The 16,724-nt window shown below is 69.0% G+C and carries 13 protein-coding genes; 12 read left to right on the forward strand and 1 reads right to left on the reverse strand.

Translation table 11 applies throughout. From position 1 onward, the window contains the following. Window positions 1-94: 94 nt before the first annotated feature. The 7 genes from FOZ70_RS07650 (at window position 95) to FOZ70_RS07680 (ending at window position 8,581) form a co-directional block, all read left to right on the forward strand. Window positions 95-1,846, forward strand: a complete 1,752-nt coding sequence (locus FOZ70_RS07650) for an IlvD/Edd family dehydratase (RefSeq protein WP_027790240.1) — start codon at window positions 95-97, stop codon at window positions 1,844-1,846. 128 nt (window positions 1,847-1,974) lie between these two features. Beyond that, the gene (locus FOZ70_RS07655) at window positions 1,975-2,904 is read left to right on the forward strand and encodes a dihydrodipicolinate synthase family protein (RefSeq protein WP_219705395.1); all 930 of its coding nucleotides are present in this window, start codon (window positions 1,975-1,977) and stop codon (window positions 2,902-2,904) included. Window positions 2,905-2,940: 36 nt separating this feature from the next. Further along, the gene (locus FOZ70_RS07660) at window positions 2,941-3,870 is read left to right on the forward strand and encodes a Gfo/Idh/MocA family oxidoreductase (protein WP_021163528.1); all 930 of its coding nucleotides are present in this window, start codon (window positions 2,941-2,943) and stop codon (window positions 3,868-3,870) included. A gap of 92 nt (window positions 3,871-3,962) precedes the next feature. Then, the gene (locus FOZ70_RS07665; protein ID WP_048023717.1) at window positions 3,963-4,976 is read left to right on the forward strand and encodes an arabinose ABC transporter substrate-binding protein; all 1,014 of its coding nucleotides are present in this window, start codon (window positions 3,963-3,965) and stop codon (window positions 4,974-4,976) included. A 20-nt stretch (window positions 4,977-4,996) separates the two neighbouring features. After that, complete coding sequence (araG, locus tag FOZ70_RS07670; RefSeq protein WP_219705398.1) at window positions 4,997-6,574, forward strand: L-arabinose ABC transporter ATP-binding protein AraG; 1,578 nt, start codon at window positions 4,997-4,999, stop codon at window positions 6,572-6,574. A 30-nt stretch (window positions 6,575-6,604) separates the two neighbouring features. Continuing rightward, a complete protein-coding gene (gene araH / locus FOZ70_RS07675; protein ID WP_048023720.1) occupies window positions 6,605-7,630 on the forward strand; it encodes an L-arabinose ABC transporter permease AraH in 1,026 nt (341 codons plus the stop codon). A gap of 51 nt (window positions 7,631-7,681) precedes the next feature. Then, window positions 7,682-8,581 (forward strand): SMP-30/gluconolactonase/LRE family protein, encoded by a 900-nt coding sequence (locus FOZ70_RS07680; protein ID WP_059708745.1) that lies wholly within the window; start codon window positions 7,682-7,684, stop codon window positions 8,579-8,581. 73 nt (window positions 8,582-8,654) lie between these two features. Here the strand turns inward: FOZ70_RS07680 and FOZ70_RS07685 are convergent, their stop codons facing one another. Then, the gene (locus tag FOZ70_RS07685; RefSeq protein ID WP_059676673.1) at window positions 8,655-9,545 is read right to left on the reverse strand and encodes an amidohydrolase family protein; all 891 of its coding nucleotides are present in this window, start codon (window positions 9,543-9,545) and stop codon (window positions 8,655-8,657) included. Between the two features lie 169 nt (window positions 9,546-9,714). Here FOZ70_RS07685 and FOZ70_RS07690 point away from each other — a divergent pair, with 169 nt between their 5' ends. The 5 genes from FOZ70_RS07690 (at window position 9,715) to FOZ70_RS07710 (ending at window position 16,471) form a co-directional block, all read left to right on the forward strand. Further along, window positions 9,715-10,542: a p-hydroxycinnamoyl CoA hydratase/lyase gene (locus FOZ70_RS07690; protein ID WP_021163522.1), complete on the forward strand. Its 828-nt coding sequence runs from the start codon at window positions 9,715-9,717 to the stop codon at window positions 10,540-10,542. Window positions 10,543-10,585: 43 nt separating this feature from the next. Further along, complete coding sequence (locus FOZ70_RS07695) at window positions 10,586-12,037, forward strand: aldehyde dehydrogenase (RefSeq protein WP_059487686.1); 1,452 nt, start codon at window positions 10,586-10,588, stop codon at window positions 12,035-12,037. A 101-nt stretch (window positions 12,038-12,138) separates the two neighbouring features. Beyond that, window positions 12,139-14,043, forward strand: coding sequence for a feruloyl-CoA synthase (locus FOZ70_RS07700; protein ID WP_059487684.1), 1,905 nt, complete (start codon window positions 12,139-12,141; stop codon window positions 14,041-14,043). Between the two features lie 10 nt (window positions 14,044-14,053). Beyond that, window positions 14,054-15,805, forward strand: a complete 1,752-nt coding sequence (locus tag FOZ70_RS07705; protein WP_219705400.1) for an acyl-CoA dehydrogenase — start codon at window positions 14,054-14,056, stop codon at window positions 15,803-15,805. Window positions 15,806-15,976: 171 nt separating this feature from the next. Continuing rightward, window positions 15,977-16,471 (forward strand): MarR family transcriptional regulator, encoded by a 495-nt coding sequence (locus tag FOZ70_RS07710; protein ID WP_059487681.1) that lies wholly within the window; start codon window positions 15,977-15,979, stop codon window positions 16,469-16,471. Window positions 16,472-16,724 lie beyond the last annotated feature (253 nt).

Below are 16,724 nucleotides of genomic sequence, written 5' to 3' on the forward strand. Positions count from 1 at the left end.
TCGGAATCGATATCGTAATCGCCAAAAACGTCATTAGCCAGTTATCAAAATTCTGCCTAGACTGCGCCGGTATCCCGTCACCACAGGACTGACGATGTCGGCAACAAAACCCAGGCTGCGCTCCGCCCAATGGTTCGGCACGAACGACAAGAACGGCTTCATGTACCGGAGCTGGATGAAGAATCAGGGCATTCCCGATCACGAGTTCGATGGCCGTCCGATCATCGGCATCTGCAACACGTGGTCCGAACTGACGCCGTGCAACGCGCACTTCCGCAAGCTCGCCGAGCACGTGAAGCGCGGGATCTTCGAAGCGGGCGGCTTCCCGGTCGAGTTCCCGGTGTTCTCGAACGGCGAATCGAACCTGCGCCCGTCGGCGATGCTCACGCGCAACCTCGCGTCGATGGACGTCGAGGAAGCGATCCGCGGCAATCCGATCGACGCGGTCGTGCTGCTCGCCGGCTGCGACAAGACGACGCCCGCGCTGCTGATGGGCGCGGCGAGCTGCGACGTGCCGGCGATCGTCGTATCGGGCGGGCCGATGCTGAACGGCAAGCTCGAAGGCAGGAACATCGGCTCCGGCACGGCCGTGTGGCAGCTGCATGAATCACTGAAGGCCGGCGAGATCGACCTGCATCATTTCCTGTCGGCCGAAGCCGGCATGTCGCGCTCGGCCGGCACCTGCAACACGATGGGCACCGCGTCGACGATGGCGTGCATGGCCGAGGCGCTCGGCGTCGCGCTGCCGCACAACGCGGCGATTCCGGCCGTCGATTCGCGCCGCTACGTGCTTGCGCACATGTCCGGCATCCGCATCGTCGAGATGGCGCTCGAAGGGCTCGTGCTGTCGAAGGTCCTCACGCGCGCGGCGTTCGAGAACGCGATCCGCGCGAATGCGGCGATCGGCGGCTCGACGAATGCGGTGATCCACCTGAAGGCGATCGCCGGACGCATCGGCGTGCCGCTCGAACTGGAGGACTGGATGCGCATCGGCCGCGACACGCCGACGATCGTCGACCTGATGCCGTCGGGGCGCTTCCTGATGGAAGAGTTCTATTACGCGGGCGGGCTGCCGGCCGTGCTGCGTCGGCTCGGCGAAGGCGGGCTGCTGCCGCACCCGGACGCACTGACGGTGAACGGCAAGTCGCTGTGGGACAACGTGCGCGAAGCGCCGAACTACGACGACGAAGTGATTCGCCCGCTCGACCGGCCGCTGATCGCGGACGGCGGCATCTGCATCCTGCGCGGCAACCTCGCGCCGCGCGGCGCGGTGCTGAAGCCGTCGGCGGCGAGCCCCGAGCTGCTGAAGCATCGCGGCCGCGCGGTGGTGTTCGAGAACCTCGACCACTACAAGGCGACGATCAACGACGAGGCGCTCGACGTCGACGCCAGCTCGGTGCTCGTGCTGAAGAACTGCGGGCCGCGCGGTTATCCGGGGATGGCCGAGGTCGGCAACATGGGGCTGCCGCCGAAGCTGCTGCGCCAGGGCGTGAAGGACATGGTGCGGATTTCCGACGCGCGGATGAGCGGCACCGCGTACGGCACGGTCGTGCTGCATGTGGCGCCGGAGGCCGCCGCCGGCGGGCCGCTCGCGGCCGTGCGCAACGGCGACTGGATCGAGCTCGACTGCGAGGCCGGCACGCTGCATCTCGACATTCCGGATGACGAACTGCAGCGCCGCCTGTCGGACGTCGATCCGACCGCGGCGCCGGGCGTGGCCGGGCAGCTCGGCAAGGGCGGCTACGCCCGGCTGTACATCGATCACGTGCTGCAGGCCGACGAGGGGTGCGACCTCGACTTCCTGGTCGGCACGCGCGGCGCGGACGTGCCGAGCCATTCGCATTGAGCGGCAGGCGGCGCGAGAGGTGCCACACACGCGCGCCGCAGCCGGTTGCGGGCCCGCCCGGGCCCGCTTCGTGAAACCGTGAACGCATGACGGCCGGTCACCACCGACGCCGAAGCAGGACGCGAACCATGACATCGAGCAGCACGCCGCGTTATCGCGGCATCTTCCCCGTCGTCCCGACGACCTTCACCGACACCGGCGAGCTCGACCTCGCGAGCCAGAAACGCGCGGTCGATTTCATGATCGACGCGGGTTCCGACGGGCTGTGCATCCTCGCGAATTTCTCCGAGCAGTTCGCGATCACCGACGACGAACGCGACGTGCTCACGCGCACGATCCTCGAACACGTCGCGGGCCGCGTGCCGGTGATCGTCACGACGTCGCACTACGGCACGCAGGTGTGCGCGGCGCGCAGCCTGCGCGCGCAGCAGCTCGGCGCGGCGATGGTGATGGCGATGCCGCCTTATCACGGCGCGACGTTCCGCGTGCCGGAAGCGCAGGTCTTCGACTTCTTTGCGCGCGTTTCGGACGCGATCGACATCCCGATCATGATCCAGGATGCGCCCGCGAGCGGCACGGTGCTGTCGGCCCCGTTCCTCGCACGGATGGGGCGCGAGATCGAGCAGGTCGCGTACTTCAAGATCGAGACACCCGGGGCGGCGAACAAGCTGCGCGAACTGATCCGGCTCGGCGGCGACGCGATCGAGGGGCCGTGGGACGGCGAGGAGGCGATCACGCTGCTCGCCGACCTGCATGCCGGCGCGACCGGCGCGATGACGGGCGGCGGGTTTCCGGACGGTATCCGGCCGATTCTCGAAGCCTGGCGCGAGGGGCGCCACGACGACGCTTTCGAGCGCTATCAGGCGTGGCTGCCGCTGATCAATCACGAGAACCGCCAGTCCGGGATCCTCACCGCGAAAGCGCTGATGCGCGAAGGCGGCGTGATCGCGTGCGAGCGGCCACGGCATCCGATGCCGGAACTGCATCCGGACACGCGCGCGGAACTGCTCGCGATCGCGCGCCGGCTCGATCCGCTCGTGCTGCGCTGGGCGCACTGAACGACCACCGAACGATTCGCGAAGGAGGCATGCACGATGAGTGATCAGGTTTCGCTGGGTATCGTCGGCGTCGGCAAGATCGCGCGCGACCAGCATCTGCCGGCGATCGACGCCGAACCGGGCTTCAAGCTGACCGCGTGCGCGAGCCGCCATGCGGAAGTCGCCGGTGTGCGCAACTATCGCGACCTGCGCGCGCTGCTGGCCGCCGAGCGCGAGCTCGACGCCGTGTCGCTGTGCGCGCCGCCGCAGGTGCGCTACGCGCAGGCGCGCGCCGCGCTCGAGGCCGGCAAGCACGTGATGCTCGAGAAGCCGCCGGGCGCGACGCTCGGCGAAGTGGCCGTGCTGGAGGCGCTCGCGCGCGAGCGCGGGCTCACGTTGTTCGCCACATGGCATTCGCGCTGCGCGAGCGCGGTGGAGCCCGCGCGCGCGTGGCTCGCGACCCGCACGATCCGCGCGGTGCAGGTGCGCTGGAAGGAGGACGTGCGGCGCTGGCACCCGGGGCAGCAATGGATCTGGGAACCGGGCGGCCTCGGCGTGTTCGATCCGGGCATCAACGCGCTGTCGATCGTCACGCGGATCCTGCCGCGCGAGCTCGTGCTGCGCGAGGCGACGCTGATCGTGCCGAGCGACGTGCAGACGCCGATCGCCGCCGAGCTCGATTGCACGGATACCGACGGCGTGCCCGTGCGCGCGGAATTCGACTGGCGGCACGGCCCGGTCGAGCAATGGGAAATCGCGGTCGACACGGCCGACGGCGTGCTCGCGATCAGCCGCGGCGGCGCGCAACTGTCGATCGCGGGCGAGCCGGTCGAGATCGGGCCCGAGCGCGAGTATCCGGCGCTGTATGCGCACTTCCATGCGCTGATCGCGCGGGGTGAAAGCGACGTCGACGTGCGGCCGCTGCGGCTCGTCGCCGATGCGTTCCTGTTCGGCCGGCGCGTGCAGACCGACGCGTTCGGACGCTGACTGCACTCACTACGCTGACTACGCGGGCGCGCTGACGCGCGATCGCGCATGACGAATCATTACGGCACAAGCCGACATCAAGGAGACACTGCATGAACCGCACGACCCACACGATTCGCCGACACACCCTGCGTGCGCTGCTCGCCGCGCTGTGCATCGCGCCGCTCGGCATGCAGGGCGCGGCGCGCGCCGACGCGCCGCTGAAGATCGGCTTCCTGGTGAAGATGCCCGAGCAGGCATGGTTCATCAACGAGCAGAACGCGGCGTCCGCGCTCGGCCAGAAGGAGAATTTCTCGGTCGTGAAGATCGGCACGCCCGACGGCGAGAAGGTGCTGGCCGCGATCGACAACCTCGGTTCGCAAGGCGCGCAGGGCTTCGTGATCTGCGCGCCCGACGTGCGCCTCGGGCCGGCGATCGCCGCGCGTGCGAAGCGCTACAACATGAAGTTCGTGACCGTCGACGACCAGCTCGTCGATTCGACCGGCAAGCCGCTGCCGAACGTGCCGCACCTCGGGATGTCGGCGACCAAGATCGGCAACCAGGTCGGCCAGGCGATTTCCGACGAGATGAAGCGACGCGGCTGGAAGCCCGAGGAAGTCGGCGCGCTGCGGATCACGAACTACGAGCTGCCGACCGCGAAGCTGCGCACCGACGGCGCGACGCAGGCGCTGCTCGCGAACGGCTTCCGCCAGGAGAACATCTTCGATGCGCCGCAGAAGACGACCGACGACGAAGGCGGCTTCAGCGCGGCCGCGCCGGTGCTCGCGCGGCATCCGAACATCAAGAAGTGGGTGGTCTACGCGCTGAACGAGGAAACCGTGCTCGGCGCGGTGCGCGCGACCGAACAGCTGCATATTCCGGCCGCCGACGTGATCGGCGTCGGCATCAACGGTGCCGGCGAGGCGTTCGCCGAATTCCAGAAGAAGGAGCCGACCGGCTTCTACGGGACGATCGCCGTCAGCTCGACGAACCACGGCAAGGACAGCACGCAGAACCTCGTCGACTGGATTCGCAACGGCAAGACGCCGCCGGCCGACACGCAGACGAGCGGCAAGCTGATGACGCGCGCGAACTGGCAGGCCGTGCGCGCCGAACTCGGCATCTGAGCGTGCGGGGCGGGCAAGCGATGACGACGCAGACGATGACGACCGTATCTGCCGGCAACACGGACACAGCCACGGCCGCCGCAGCCGCCGCAGCCGGCACGTCGTGGCCGGACGCGGCATTGCTCGCGCTCGACGGCATCACGGTGACGTTCCCGGGCGTGCGCGCGCTCGACGCCGTGTCGCTGTCGGTGCGCGCGGGCGAAGTGCACGGGCTGATGGGCGAGAACGGCGCGGGGAAGTCGACGCTGCTGAAGGTGCTGTCCGGCGTGAACCAGCCGCAGGCCGGCACGCTGACGCTGAACGGCGCGGTGCAGCACTTCGCGTCGACGCGCGCGGCGCTGGAGGCCGGCATCGCGATCATCTACCAGGAACTGCATCTCGTGCCCGAGCTGACGGTCGCGGAAAACCTGATGCTCGGGCAACTGCCGAGCCGGCTCGGCGTGGTCGACGAACGCGCGCTTGCCGTGCGCGCGCTCGATGCGCTGGAGCGGCTCGGCGAGCACATCGATCCGGGCATTCCGGTGAAGTATCTGTCGATCGGCCAGCGCCAGATGATCGAGATCGGCAAGGCGCTGATGCGCGACGCGCGCGTGATCGCGTTCGACGAACCGACGAGCTCGCTGTCCGCGCGCGAGACCGCGCAACTGTTCCGGATCATCCGTGCACTGCGCGCGGAAGGCCGCGCGATCATCTACGTCACGCACCGGATGGAGGAAGTGTATGAACTGTGCGACCGCGTGACCGTGTTCCGCGACGGCCGTCGCATCGAGACGTTCGAATCCGTGGCCGATCTCGACCGCGACCGGCTGATCGGCTGCATGGTCGGCCGCTCGATCGAGGACGTGTACGGCTACCGGCCGCGCACACCCGGCGACGTGCTGATCGAGGCGAAGGGGCTGGCGGGGCCCGGGCTCGCCGAGCCCGTGTCGTTCACCGCGCGGCGCGGCGAGATCGTCGGCTTCTTCGGGCTGGTCGGCGCGGGCCGCTCGGAGCTGATGAAGCTGCTGTACGGCGCCGCGCGCCCGAGCGCGGGGCACGTGGAGCTGAACGGGCGGCGGGTCGCGTTCGGGAGCCCGCGCGACGCGGTGCGCGCCGGCCTCGCGCTGTGCCCGGAAGACCGCAAGCAGGAAGGCATCGTCGCGATCGCGTCGGTGGCCGACAACCTGAACATCAGCGCGCGCCGGCATTTCAGCCCGGCGCGCATGCTGCTCGACGGGCGGCGCGAGCGTGAACTCGCGCAGCGCTATATCGAGCGGCTCGCGATCAAGACCCGCGACGGCGACACGCCGATCGGCGCGCTGTCGGGCGGCAACCAGCAGAAGGTCGTGCTCGCGCGCTGGCTGGCCGAGCGCATCGACGTGTTCCTGATGGACGAGCCGACGCGCGGCATCGACGTCGGCGCGCGCGCGGAAATCTACAACCTGTTCTACGAACTCGCGGAAGCGGGCCGCACGGTGATCCTCGTGTCGAGCGACCTCGCCGAGGTGATCGGCGTGTCTGACCGGATCATCGTGATGAAGGAAGGACGGATCGCGGGCGAGGTCGCGAAGGCGCAGGCGACGCCCGACGCGCTGATCAAGCTCGCGCTGCCGCGCTAGCGGCCTGCAGTCAACCGGAAAGCAACTGATATGAGCCAGGCAATGCAACCCCAACGCACTTCCCCGTCCCCCGATGCCGCGGCCACGGCCGCGCCCGCGCGAGCGCGCGGCGGCGTGTGGCAACTGATCAACCGCTCCGGCATCGTGATGGTGTTCCTCGTGCTGTTCGCGACGCTGTCGCTGACGGTGCCGGACTTCCTCACGCCGCGCAACATCCAGGGCCTGCTGCTGTCGGTCACGCTGATCGGCTCGATCGCGGTGACGATGATGTTCGTGCTCGCGCTCGGCGAGGTCGACCTGTCGGTCGCGTCGATCGTCGCGTTCGCGGGCGTCGTCGCGTCGACGCTGATCACCGCGACGCACAGCGTCGTGCTCGGCATCGCCGGCGGCGTGCTCGCGGGCGGCGCGGTCGGGCTCGTCAACGGCGTGCTGATCGCGCGCTGGCGGATCAACTCGCTGATCGTCACGCTCGCGATGATGGAAGTCGTGCGCGGGCTCGCGTTCATCACGTCGAACGGCGACGCGGTGATGATCTCCGAGGAGCGCTTCTTCGATCTCGGCGGCGGGTCGTTCCTCGGCATCTCGTATCCGATCTGGAGCAACATCGTCGGCTTCGTCGTGTTCGGCTTCCTGCTGCGCAAGACGGTGTTCGGCAAGAACGTGCTGGCCGTCGGCGGCAACGGCGAGGCGGCGCTGCTCGCGGGGCTGCCGGTGATGCGCATCAAGATCACCGTGTTCGTGCTGCAGGGGCTCGTGACCGGCTTCGCCGGCGTGATGCTCGCGTCGCGGATGAGCCTCGGCGATCCGAAGACCTCGGTCGGCCTCGAGCTCGGCGTGATCTCCGCGTGCGTGCTCGGCGGCGTGTCGCTGACGGGCGGCGTCGCGACGATCTCCGGCGTGCTGGTCGGCGTGCTGATCATGGGCTCCGTGCAGGACGCGATGAGCCTCCTGAACGTGCCGACGTTTTACCAATATCTGATACGCGGCGGAATTCTGTTGCTCGCGGTGCTGTTCGACCAGTATCGTCGCAACCAGCGGCGCGCGATGAAGATCTGACCCTGACGAACGCGCGGCCGCCTGCGAAGGCGACAGACATCGGGAGACGGCATGCAACAGATTCATCCGGGCGCGGCGGCGCTGCTCGTGGACAGCCGCAACACGCTCGGCGAAGGCGCGACGTGGTGCGATGCGACGCACGCGCTGTACTGGACGGACATCGAAGGGGCGCGGCTGTGGCGCTGCCGCGCGGACGGCTCGGGCCTCGCGCAGTGGCCGATGCCGGAACGGCTCGCGTGTTTCGCGCTGACGCAGGATCCGGACGTGCTGCTCGTCGGGCTCGCGACGCATCTCGCGTTCTTCGACGTGCGCAGCGGTGCGTTCACGCGGATCGTCGACGTCGAACCCGATCTGCCGACGCGGCTGAACGACGGGCGCTGCGATGGGGCCGGCGCATTCGTGTTCGGGATGAAGGACGAAGGCAGCGAGCCGCCGCAAGCGGTCGGCGGGTTCCATCGGCTCAATCCGGATCTCACGCTCGAGCGGCTCGCGTTGCCGCCGGCCGCGATCGCGAACAGCATCGCGTTCTCGCCGGATGGGTCAAAGATGTATTTCTGCGATTCGCTGGTGCGCGAGATTTTCGTGTGCGATTACCGCGCGGGCGGCGATGTCGCGAACGTGCGATCGTTCGCGCGGCTGACCGATGCGGACGGCGATCCGGACGGCTCGACGGTCGATCGCGACGGTGGCCTGTGGAACGCGCAGTGGGGCGGCCGGCGGGTGGTGCGCTACGGGCCGGACGGCGTTGAAACGGAACGCGTCGAAGTGCCGACCGCGCAACCGAGTTGCGTGGCGCTCGACGGCGAAGGCCGGCTGTACGTGACGAGCGCGCGCGTCGGGCTGAGCGACGACGCGCTGGCGAGCGATGCCGACGCCGGCGGCGTGTTCGTCGCCCGCACGCGCCACGCGGGGCTGCCGACCGCGCGGTTTGCGGGCAAGCCCGCGAACTGAGTACGGCTGGTGCGCGCAGCGGCGCGGCCGGTCGCGCCGCCGCGCGCTGCCGGCGCCGTCATGGCCGGACGGGTCACGACTGCTGCGCGGCCTGCAGCCCCAGCAACGCGACCGCGTTGTCTTTCAGAATCAGCGAATGCACGTCGGGCCGGAACCCGGCACCCTGAAAATCCTCGAGCCAGCGGTCCGGCCGGATCAGCGGAAAATCGGACGCGAACAGCACCTTGTGCCTGAGCAGCGTGTTCGCGTATTTCACCAGCTCGGGCGAGAAGTACTTCGGCGACCATCCCGACAGGTCGATGTAGACGTTCGGCTTGTGCAGCGCGATCGACAGCGCCTGCTCCTGCCACGGCCATGAAGGGTGCGCGATCACGATCTTCATGTCCGGGAAGTCGGCCGCGACGTCGTCGAGGTGAATCGGTTCGGAGTACTTCAGACGAAGCCCGCCGCCGCCGCGCATCCCCGATCCCATCCCCGAATGCCCGCTGTGGAAGACGGCCGGCAACCCGTATTCCGCGATCACCTCGTAGATCGGATAGGCGAGCCTGTCGTTCGGGAAGCATCCCTGCATCGTCGGATGGAACTTGAAGCCCTTCACGCCGTGCTCGTCGATCAGGCGGCGCGCCTCGCGCGCGCCGAAGCGGCCCTTGTGCGGATCGATGCTCGCGAACGCGATCATCACGTCGGCGTTGTCCTGCGCGAACTGCGCGATTTCCTCGTTCGGAATGCGCCGCCGGCCGATGTTCGTCTCGCAGTCGACGGTGAACATCACGAAGCCGATCCGGCGCTCGCGGTAATGCGCGATCGTCTCCGGAATGGTCGGCCGACGGCCCTGCTTCAGCACGGTGCCGAAGTACTTGTCGGCCGCGTCGTCGAATGCCTTCGCGAACAGGTCCGGCGGCTGGCAGCACGACACTTCCGCGTGCACGTGCGTGTCGATGGCGATCAGGTTGTCGATGTCCAAGGGTGTCTCCTCATGTCGTGATGCGTCGGCCGGCACGGCGCGAAATCGGCTGTCCGGGCCCGTTTAGGGGTTTGTCCGGAGCCGCTTCCATTCTACTTTACATATCAGGTTACCTGATAGTAAATTGGTCGCGAGTCGCACAGGGCGGCATCGTCATTGGAGAACGAAAATGGGTTACGAAGGGCGCTGGAAAACGGTGAAGGTCGAGGTCGAGGGCGGGATCGCATGGGTGACGCTGAACCGTCCGGACAAGCGCAACGCGATGAGCCCGACGCTGAACGCGGAGATGATCGACGTGCTGGAGGCGATCGAACTCGATGCCGAGGCGCAGGTGCTCGTGCTGACCGGCGAGGGCGACGCCTGGACGGCCGGGATGGACCTGAAGGAATATTTCCGCGAAGTCGACGCGGGCCCGGAAATCCTGCAGGAAAAGATTCGCCGCGACGCGAGCCGCTGGCAGTGGCAATTGCTGCGCATGTATGCGAAGCCGACGATCGCGATGGTCAACGGCTGGTGCTTCGGCGGCGGCTTCTCGCCGCTCGTCGCGTGCGACCTCGCGATCGCGGCCGACGAAGCGGTGTTCGGCCTGTCGGAAATCAACTGGGGCATCCCGCCGGGCAACCTCGTCAGCAAGGCGATGGCCGACACCGTGGGCCATCGCCAGGCGCTTTACTACATCATGACCGGCGACACCTTCACCGGCCCGCAGGCCGCGCAGATGGGGCTCGTCAACAAGAGCGTGCCGCGCGCGCAGCTGCGCGACGAAGTGCGTGCGCTGGCCGCGAAGCTGCTCGACAAGAACCCGGTCGTGATCCGTAACGCGAAGCACGGCTTCAAGCGTTGCCGCGAGCTGACCTGGGAACAGAACGAGGACTACCTGTACGCGAAGCTCGACCAGGCGAACTACCGCGATCCGGAAGGCGGGCGCGAGCAGGGCCTCAAGCAGTTCCTCGACGACAAGAGCATCAAGCCGGGCCTGCAGGCGTACAAGCGCTGACGCGCGCCGCCGCACGCAACCGGATCCGAGTGGAGACACGGAAATGCACGAAGTGAGTTTGTTGATCGACGGCGTGTCGCGCGGCGCGTCGGACGGCGGGACCTTCGACCGGATCGATCCGGCGACGGGACGGGTGGCGTCGCGCGCCGCCGCGGCGACGCTTGCCGATGCGGACGCCGCGGTCGCGGCAGCGGCGCGCGCATTCCCCGCGTGGGCCGCGCTCGCGCCGACCGAGCGCCGTCGGCGGCTCCTCGCGGCGGCCGACCGGATGGACGCGCGCGCGGGCGAATTCATCGAAACTGGCCGCGCGGAAACCGGTGCGATGGCGAACTGGTACGGCTTCAACGTGATGCTCGCGGCGAACATGCTGCGCGAGGCGGCCGCGATGACCACGCAGATCGACGGCGCGGTGATCCCGTCGGACGTGCCCGGCAGCCTCGCGATGGCCGTGCGCCAGCCGTGCGGTGTCGTGCTCGGGATCGCGCCGTGGAATGCGCCGGTGATTCTCGCGACCCGTGCGCTCGCGATGCCGCTCGCATGCGGCAACACGGTGGTGCTGAAGGCGTCCGAGGGTTGTCCGGGCGTGCACCGGCTGATCGGCAGCGTGCTGCACGACGCAGGGCTCGGCGACGGCGTGGTCAACGTGATCACGCATGCGCCGCAGGACGCGCCGGCGATCGTCGAGCGGCTGATCGCGAACCCGGCGGTGCGCCGCGTGAACTTCACCGGTTCGACACGCGTCGGCCGCATCGTCGCGACGCTCGCCGCGCAGCACCTGAAGCCGGCGCTGCTTGAACTCGGCGGCAAGGCGCCGGTGCTCGTGCTCGACGACGCCGATCTCGACGCGGCGGTCGAGGCGGTCGCATTCGGCGCGTTCTTCAACCAGGGGCAGATCTGCATGTCGACCGAGCGCGTGATCGTCGATCGCAAGGTCGCCGATGCGTTCGTCGAACGGCTCGTCGCGAAGGCGCGCACGCTGAAGGCCGGCAACCCGGCCGCGCCGGGCGTCGTGCTGGGCACGCTCGAAAGCGCGGCCGCCGCGCAGCGGATCGCGGCGATGGTGGACGACGCGCGCGCGCACGGCGCCGCGCTGCCGCTCGGCTGTGAAGTCGACGGCGCGGTGATGCAGCCGACGATCGTCGACGGTGTCACGCGCGACATGCAGCTGTATGCGGACGAATCGTTCGGGCCGGTGGTGACCGTGCAGCGCGTCGACGGCGACGCCGCCGCGCTCGCGGCCGCGAACGACAGCGAGTACGGGCTGTCGGCGGCGGTGTTCAGCCGCGATATCGCGCGTGCGATGCAGGTCGCGAAGCAGATCGAATCGGGCATCTGCCACATCAACGGCCCGACGGTGCACGACGAGGCGCAGATGCCGTTCGGCGGCGTGAAGGCAAGCGGCTACGGCCGGTTCGGCAGCAAGGCGTCGATCGCCGAGTTTACCGACCTGCGCTGGATCACGGTCCAGACCGCGCCGCGTCACTACCCGATCTGAGCCGTCCCGGGCGCCGCGGCGCCCCAGATAAGACAACGACACAATGAAGTCTCCGCCCGGCGCGCGCACGCGCGCGGGGCGGAACCGACCGGAGACAGAACTTGGATGCGGATCCGACCCAACTGCGCGACGCGGCTGCCGCCCAGCGCGTTCCCGCCGGCTATCGCCCCGTGGCGATCGGCACGGCACCGCCGGAGATCGTGCAACGCGACGGCTGCTGGACCTTGCGCGCGACGACCCCGCTCGGCGCGTACCCACGCCGGCTGACCGACCGTCTCGCGAGCGGCGCGCGCGCGCATCCGGACCGCTGGCTGGTCGCGCGGCGCGGGCCCGACGGTACGTGGATCGGCATCACGTATGCGCAGATGCTCGAGCGCGCCCGCGCGATCGGCCAGGCGCTGCTCGATCGCGGGCTGTCGGCCGAGCGGCCCGTCGCGATCCTGTCGGGCAACGACCTCGAACATCTGCAACTCGCGTTCGGCGCGATGTGGGCCGGCATTCCGCATGCGCCGCTGTCGCCCGCGTATTCGCTCGTGTCGAGCGATTACGGCAAGCTGCGCCACGCGCTCGCCGTGCTCACGCCGGGGCTGGTCTTCGCGTCGGACGGCGCGGCGTTTCGTGCCGCGCTCGATGCGTCGGTGCCGCCTGATGTCGAGCGCGTGGTCGTGTCGGCACCCGACGGGATGGACGGCGTCACGCGTTTCGCGTCGCTGCTCGACACGACACCGGGCAGCGTCGATGCCGCGCACGATGCGATCACCGGCGACACGATCGCGAAATTCCTGTTCACGTCTGGGTCGACACGGCTGCCGAAGGCGGTGCCGACCACGCACCGGATGCTGTGCAGCAACCAGCAGATGCTGCTCGAGACGTTTCCGCAGTTCGGCCTGGAGCCGCCGGTGCTGGTCGACTGGCTGCCGTGGAATCACACGTTCGGCGGCAGCCATAACGTCGGCATCGCGCTGTACAACGGCGGCACGCTGTACATCGACGACGGCAAGCCGGTCGCCGGCAAGTTCGGCGAGACGCTGCGCAACCTGCGCGAGATCGCGCCCACCGTGTATTTCAACGTGCCGAAGGGCTGGGAAGAACTGGCCGCGGCGCTCGAAACGGATGCCGCGCTGCGCGAAACCTTCTTCTCGCGCGTGAAGATGTATTTCTTCGCGGGCGCCGGACTGTCGCAGGCCGCGTGGGACCGGCTTGAGCGCGTGACGCTCGCGCACTGCGGCGAGCGCATCCGGATCATGGCGGGCCTCGGGATGACCGAGGCCGCGCCATCGTGCATGTTCACCACCGGGCCGGTGTCGGGGGCCGGCTACATCGGCCTGCCCGCGCCCGGCTGCGACGCGAAGCTGGTGCCGGTCGACGGCAAGCTCGAGGCGCGCTTTCGCGGGCCGAACGTGATGGCCGGTTACTGGCGCGCGAGCGGCGACGACGCGCGCGAGGTATTCGACGAGGAGGGCTACTACCGCAGCGGCGATGCGGTGCGTTTCGTCGATCCCGCGCGGCCGGAGATCGGCCTGATGTTCGACGGGCGTATCGCGGAGGATTTCAAGCTGTCGTCAGGCACCTTCGTGAGCGTCGGGCCCATGCGCGCGCGGATCGTATCGAACGGCGCACCTTACGTGCAGGACGCGGTCGTCACGGGGATGAATCGCGACGACGTCGGCGTGATGATCTTCCCGCGCGTCGACGATTGCCGTCGCCTGGCCGGCGCGGCACCGGACGCCGACGTGCGCACCGTCCTGCAGGCGCCCGCGGTGCGGGCGTTCTTCGCGGCGCTGCTCGAGCGCCTGAACCGCGATGCGACCGGCAGCGCGACGTTCGTCACGCGGCTGTGCGTGCTCGATACGCCGCCTTCGCTCGATCTCGGCGAAGTCACCGACAAGGGCTCGATCAACCAGCGTGCGGTGCTCATGCACCGTGCGGCGGTGGTCGACGCGATGTACGAACCGGGCGCGGCCGACGCGGGCGTGATCGTCGCCGGCACGGCGCGCCGCGCATGAGGTGCGCGCGATGAGCAACGCGTATTGCGCGCCGTTGCGCGACATGCTGTTCGTGATCGGCGAATGGCTCGACGCGCCGGCGCTGTGGCGCCGCGTGCCCGACTGGGCGGAGCTCGACCTGTCGACCGCCGGGCAGGTGCTCGACGAAGCCGCCCGCTTCGTGGTCGAACGCATCGCGCCGCTCGATTCGACCGGCGATCTCGAGGGCTGCCGGTTCGACGGTGCCGGCGTGACGATGCCGGCGGGCTTTCGCGATGCGTACCGCGACTACGTCGACGCCGGCTGGCCGACGCTCGCGCTCGACGCCGATTGCGGCGGCCAGGGGCTGCCGCATCTGCTCGACGTCGCGCTGCAGGAGATGCTCGCGGGGGCGAACCATGCGTGGCTGATGTCGCCCGGGCTCACGCACGGCGCGGTGGCGTGCCTGCGCGCGCATGGCGGCGAGCGCCTGAAGCGCGACGTGCTGCCGAAGATCGCGAGCGGCGAGTGGCTGACGACGATGTGCATCACCGAGCCACAGGCGGGCAGCGATCTCGGCCTGCTGCGCACGCAGGCAGTGCCGGACCCGGCCGCCGACGGCTACCGGATCAGCGGCAGCAAGCTGTTCATCACCGGCGGCGAGCACGACCTGACCGACAACATCGTGCACCTTGTGCTCGCGCGGCTGCCCGATGCGCCGGCGGGAACGAAGGGGCTGTCGCTGTTCGTCGTGCCGAAGTGGCTCGACGCGCCGGGCGGCCGCGTGCGCAACGGCGTCTGGTGCGACGGCATCGAGAAGAAGATGGGGCTGAAGGCAAGCCCGACCTGCACGATGCGTTTCGACGCGGCCGCGGGCTGGCTCGTCGGCGAGCCGCATCGCGGGCTCGCATCGATGTTCGTGATGATGAACGCGGCGCGCCTGCAGGTCGCCATGCAGGGTGTCGGGCATGCGCAGAGCGCATGGCAGGCCGCGTCGGCCTATGCGCGCGAGCGCATACAGGGCAGGGCGGCGCCGATCGCGCAACACGCCGCGATCCGCCGCATCCTGCTCGATGCGCAGGCGATCGTCGAAGGCGAGCGCGCGATCGGCTACTGGATCGCGCACTGGCTCGACGTCGCCGAGCACGATCCGCAGCCGCCGGCACGGCTCGCGGCGTCGCGGCTGGCATCGTTGCTCACGCCGGTCGCCAAGGCGTTCTTCACCGCGAACGGCTTCGCGGCCGCGTCGAACGCGCTGCAGGTATTCGGCGGCTACGGCTACGTTCACGAATACGGGATCGAACAGACGCTGCGCGATTGCCGCGTGTCGATGCTGTACGAAGGGACCAACGAGATCCAGGCGATCGATCTGCTGGTGCGCAAGGTGCTGGGGGATCGCGGCGAGGCGCTGCATGCGCTGCTCGAGTTGATTCGCGCGGAAGCCGCGCAGAGCGTCCAGGCAGCAGCGGACGAGCGGGCGAGGGACGCCGGGGCGCGCGTCGCCACGCTGTGCGCGGACCTCGAGCGCGTGACGGCCGGCGTGATCCGCGCGAGCGAGCACGATCCGGATCTGCCCTACCGCGTCGCGGACGACTATCTCGCGCTGGTCGGCTGGCTGCTGCTCGCGTTCGCGTGGGCGCGCACGCTGCGCATCGTCGGCGATGCGCCCGGAGACGATTCGTTCCGTGCGGGCAAGCGCGCGGTCGGCACCTACTTCTTCGACTATCCGCTCGCGGCATTCGCACACCGGCTCGCGCTGGTGGACGCGGGCTGCCGCGCGGCGCTCCCGGTTGTCGCGGCGTAAGGTTCGTCCGAGCCGGGTGTGGACGGCCCCCGGGGCGGCTCGCCGGCCGGCACGAGCCGCCGTGCGGGCCGATATGCGGGCCAACTACGGGCTCGACATAAGGGCCGATTACGGGCTGATATACGGACCGCGTGAGGTAAGATGGCCCGCGATCCTCCTTCCGACACGTTCATGAGTTCGACACCCGTCAAACCGGCCGGCCCGAAACGCACGGCCCGCGCCAGCGAAGCCAGGCCGCGCACGCGTTCGCAGCAGCGGCTTACCTACCTGATCGGCAATCTCGACCGGCTGCTGCGCCGCCAGATGAGCGATGCGCTCGTGCCGCTCGGTGTGACGCTCGCGCAGTACACGGCGCTGTCGGTGCTCGAGGCGCGCGGCGCGCTGTCCAATGCGCAACTTGCGGTGCGCTCGTTCATCACACCGCAATCCGCGAACGAAGTGATGGTTGCGATGGCCGCCCGCGGCTTCGTGACGCGCGAGGCCGATCCCAGCCATGGCCGCGTGATCCTGCTGCGTCTGACCGACGAGGGCTCGGCAATCCTGCGCGAATGCGAGCAGGTGCTGCGGCCGCTCGAACGCCGGATGCTCGGCGACGACGTGAGCGCCGACGACGTCGCGCAGGTTCACCGCACGCTCGAGCTGTTCGTACGCAACCTGCGCGACTGAGCACGCCGCCGTCGCGTCTTTCGTTCCGGTTTCTCCGGCCGCGCCGGGCCATGCCGCGGCATGGCGCGGGTCGCGAACGGGTTGCGGGTTAACACCGCGCTCGCGACACTTGAAATGTCAGGTTACCTGTTATTAAATCATCCCGTCCCTCGACGGGATTTTCTTTCGGGTTCTTAATCAGGTTACCTGATAAATAGACGAAACCCGATCACGATAAAGCAAGGACACCGCGCATGCGTTCCGCGTATGCCGC

This window comes from Burkholderia sp. COPS, from assembly GCF_019425585.1.
GTDB lineage: Bacteria > Pseudomonadota > Gammaproteobacteria > Burkholderiales > Burkholderiaceae > Burkholderia > Burkholderia cepacia.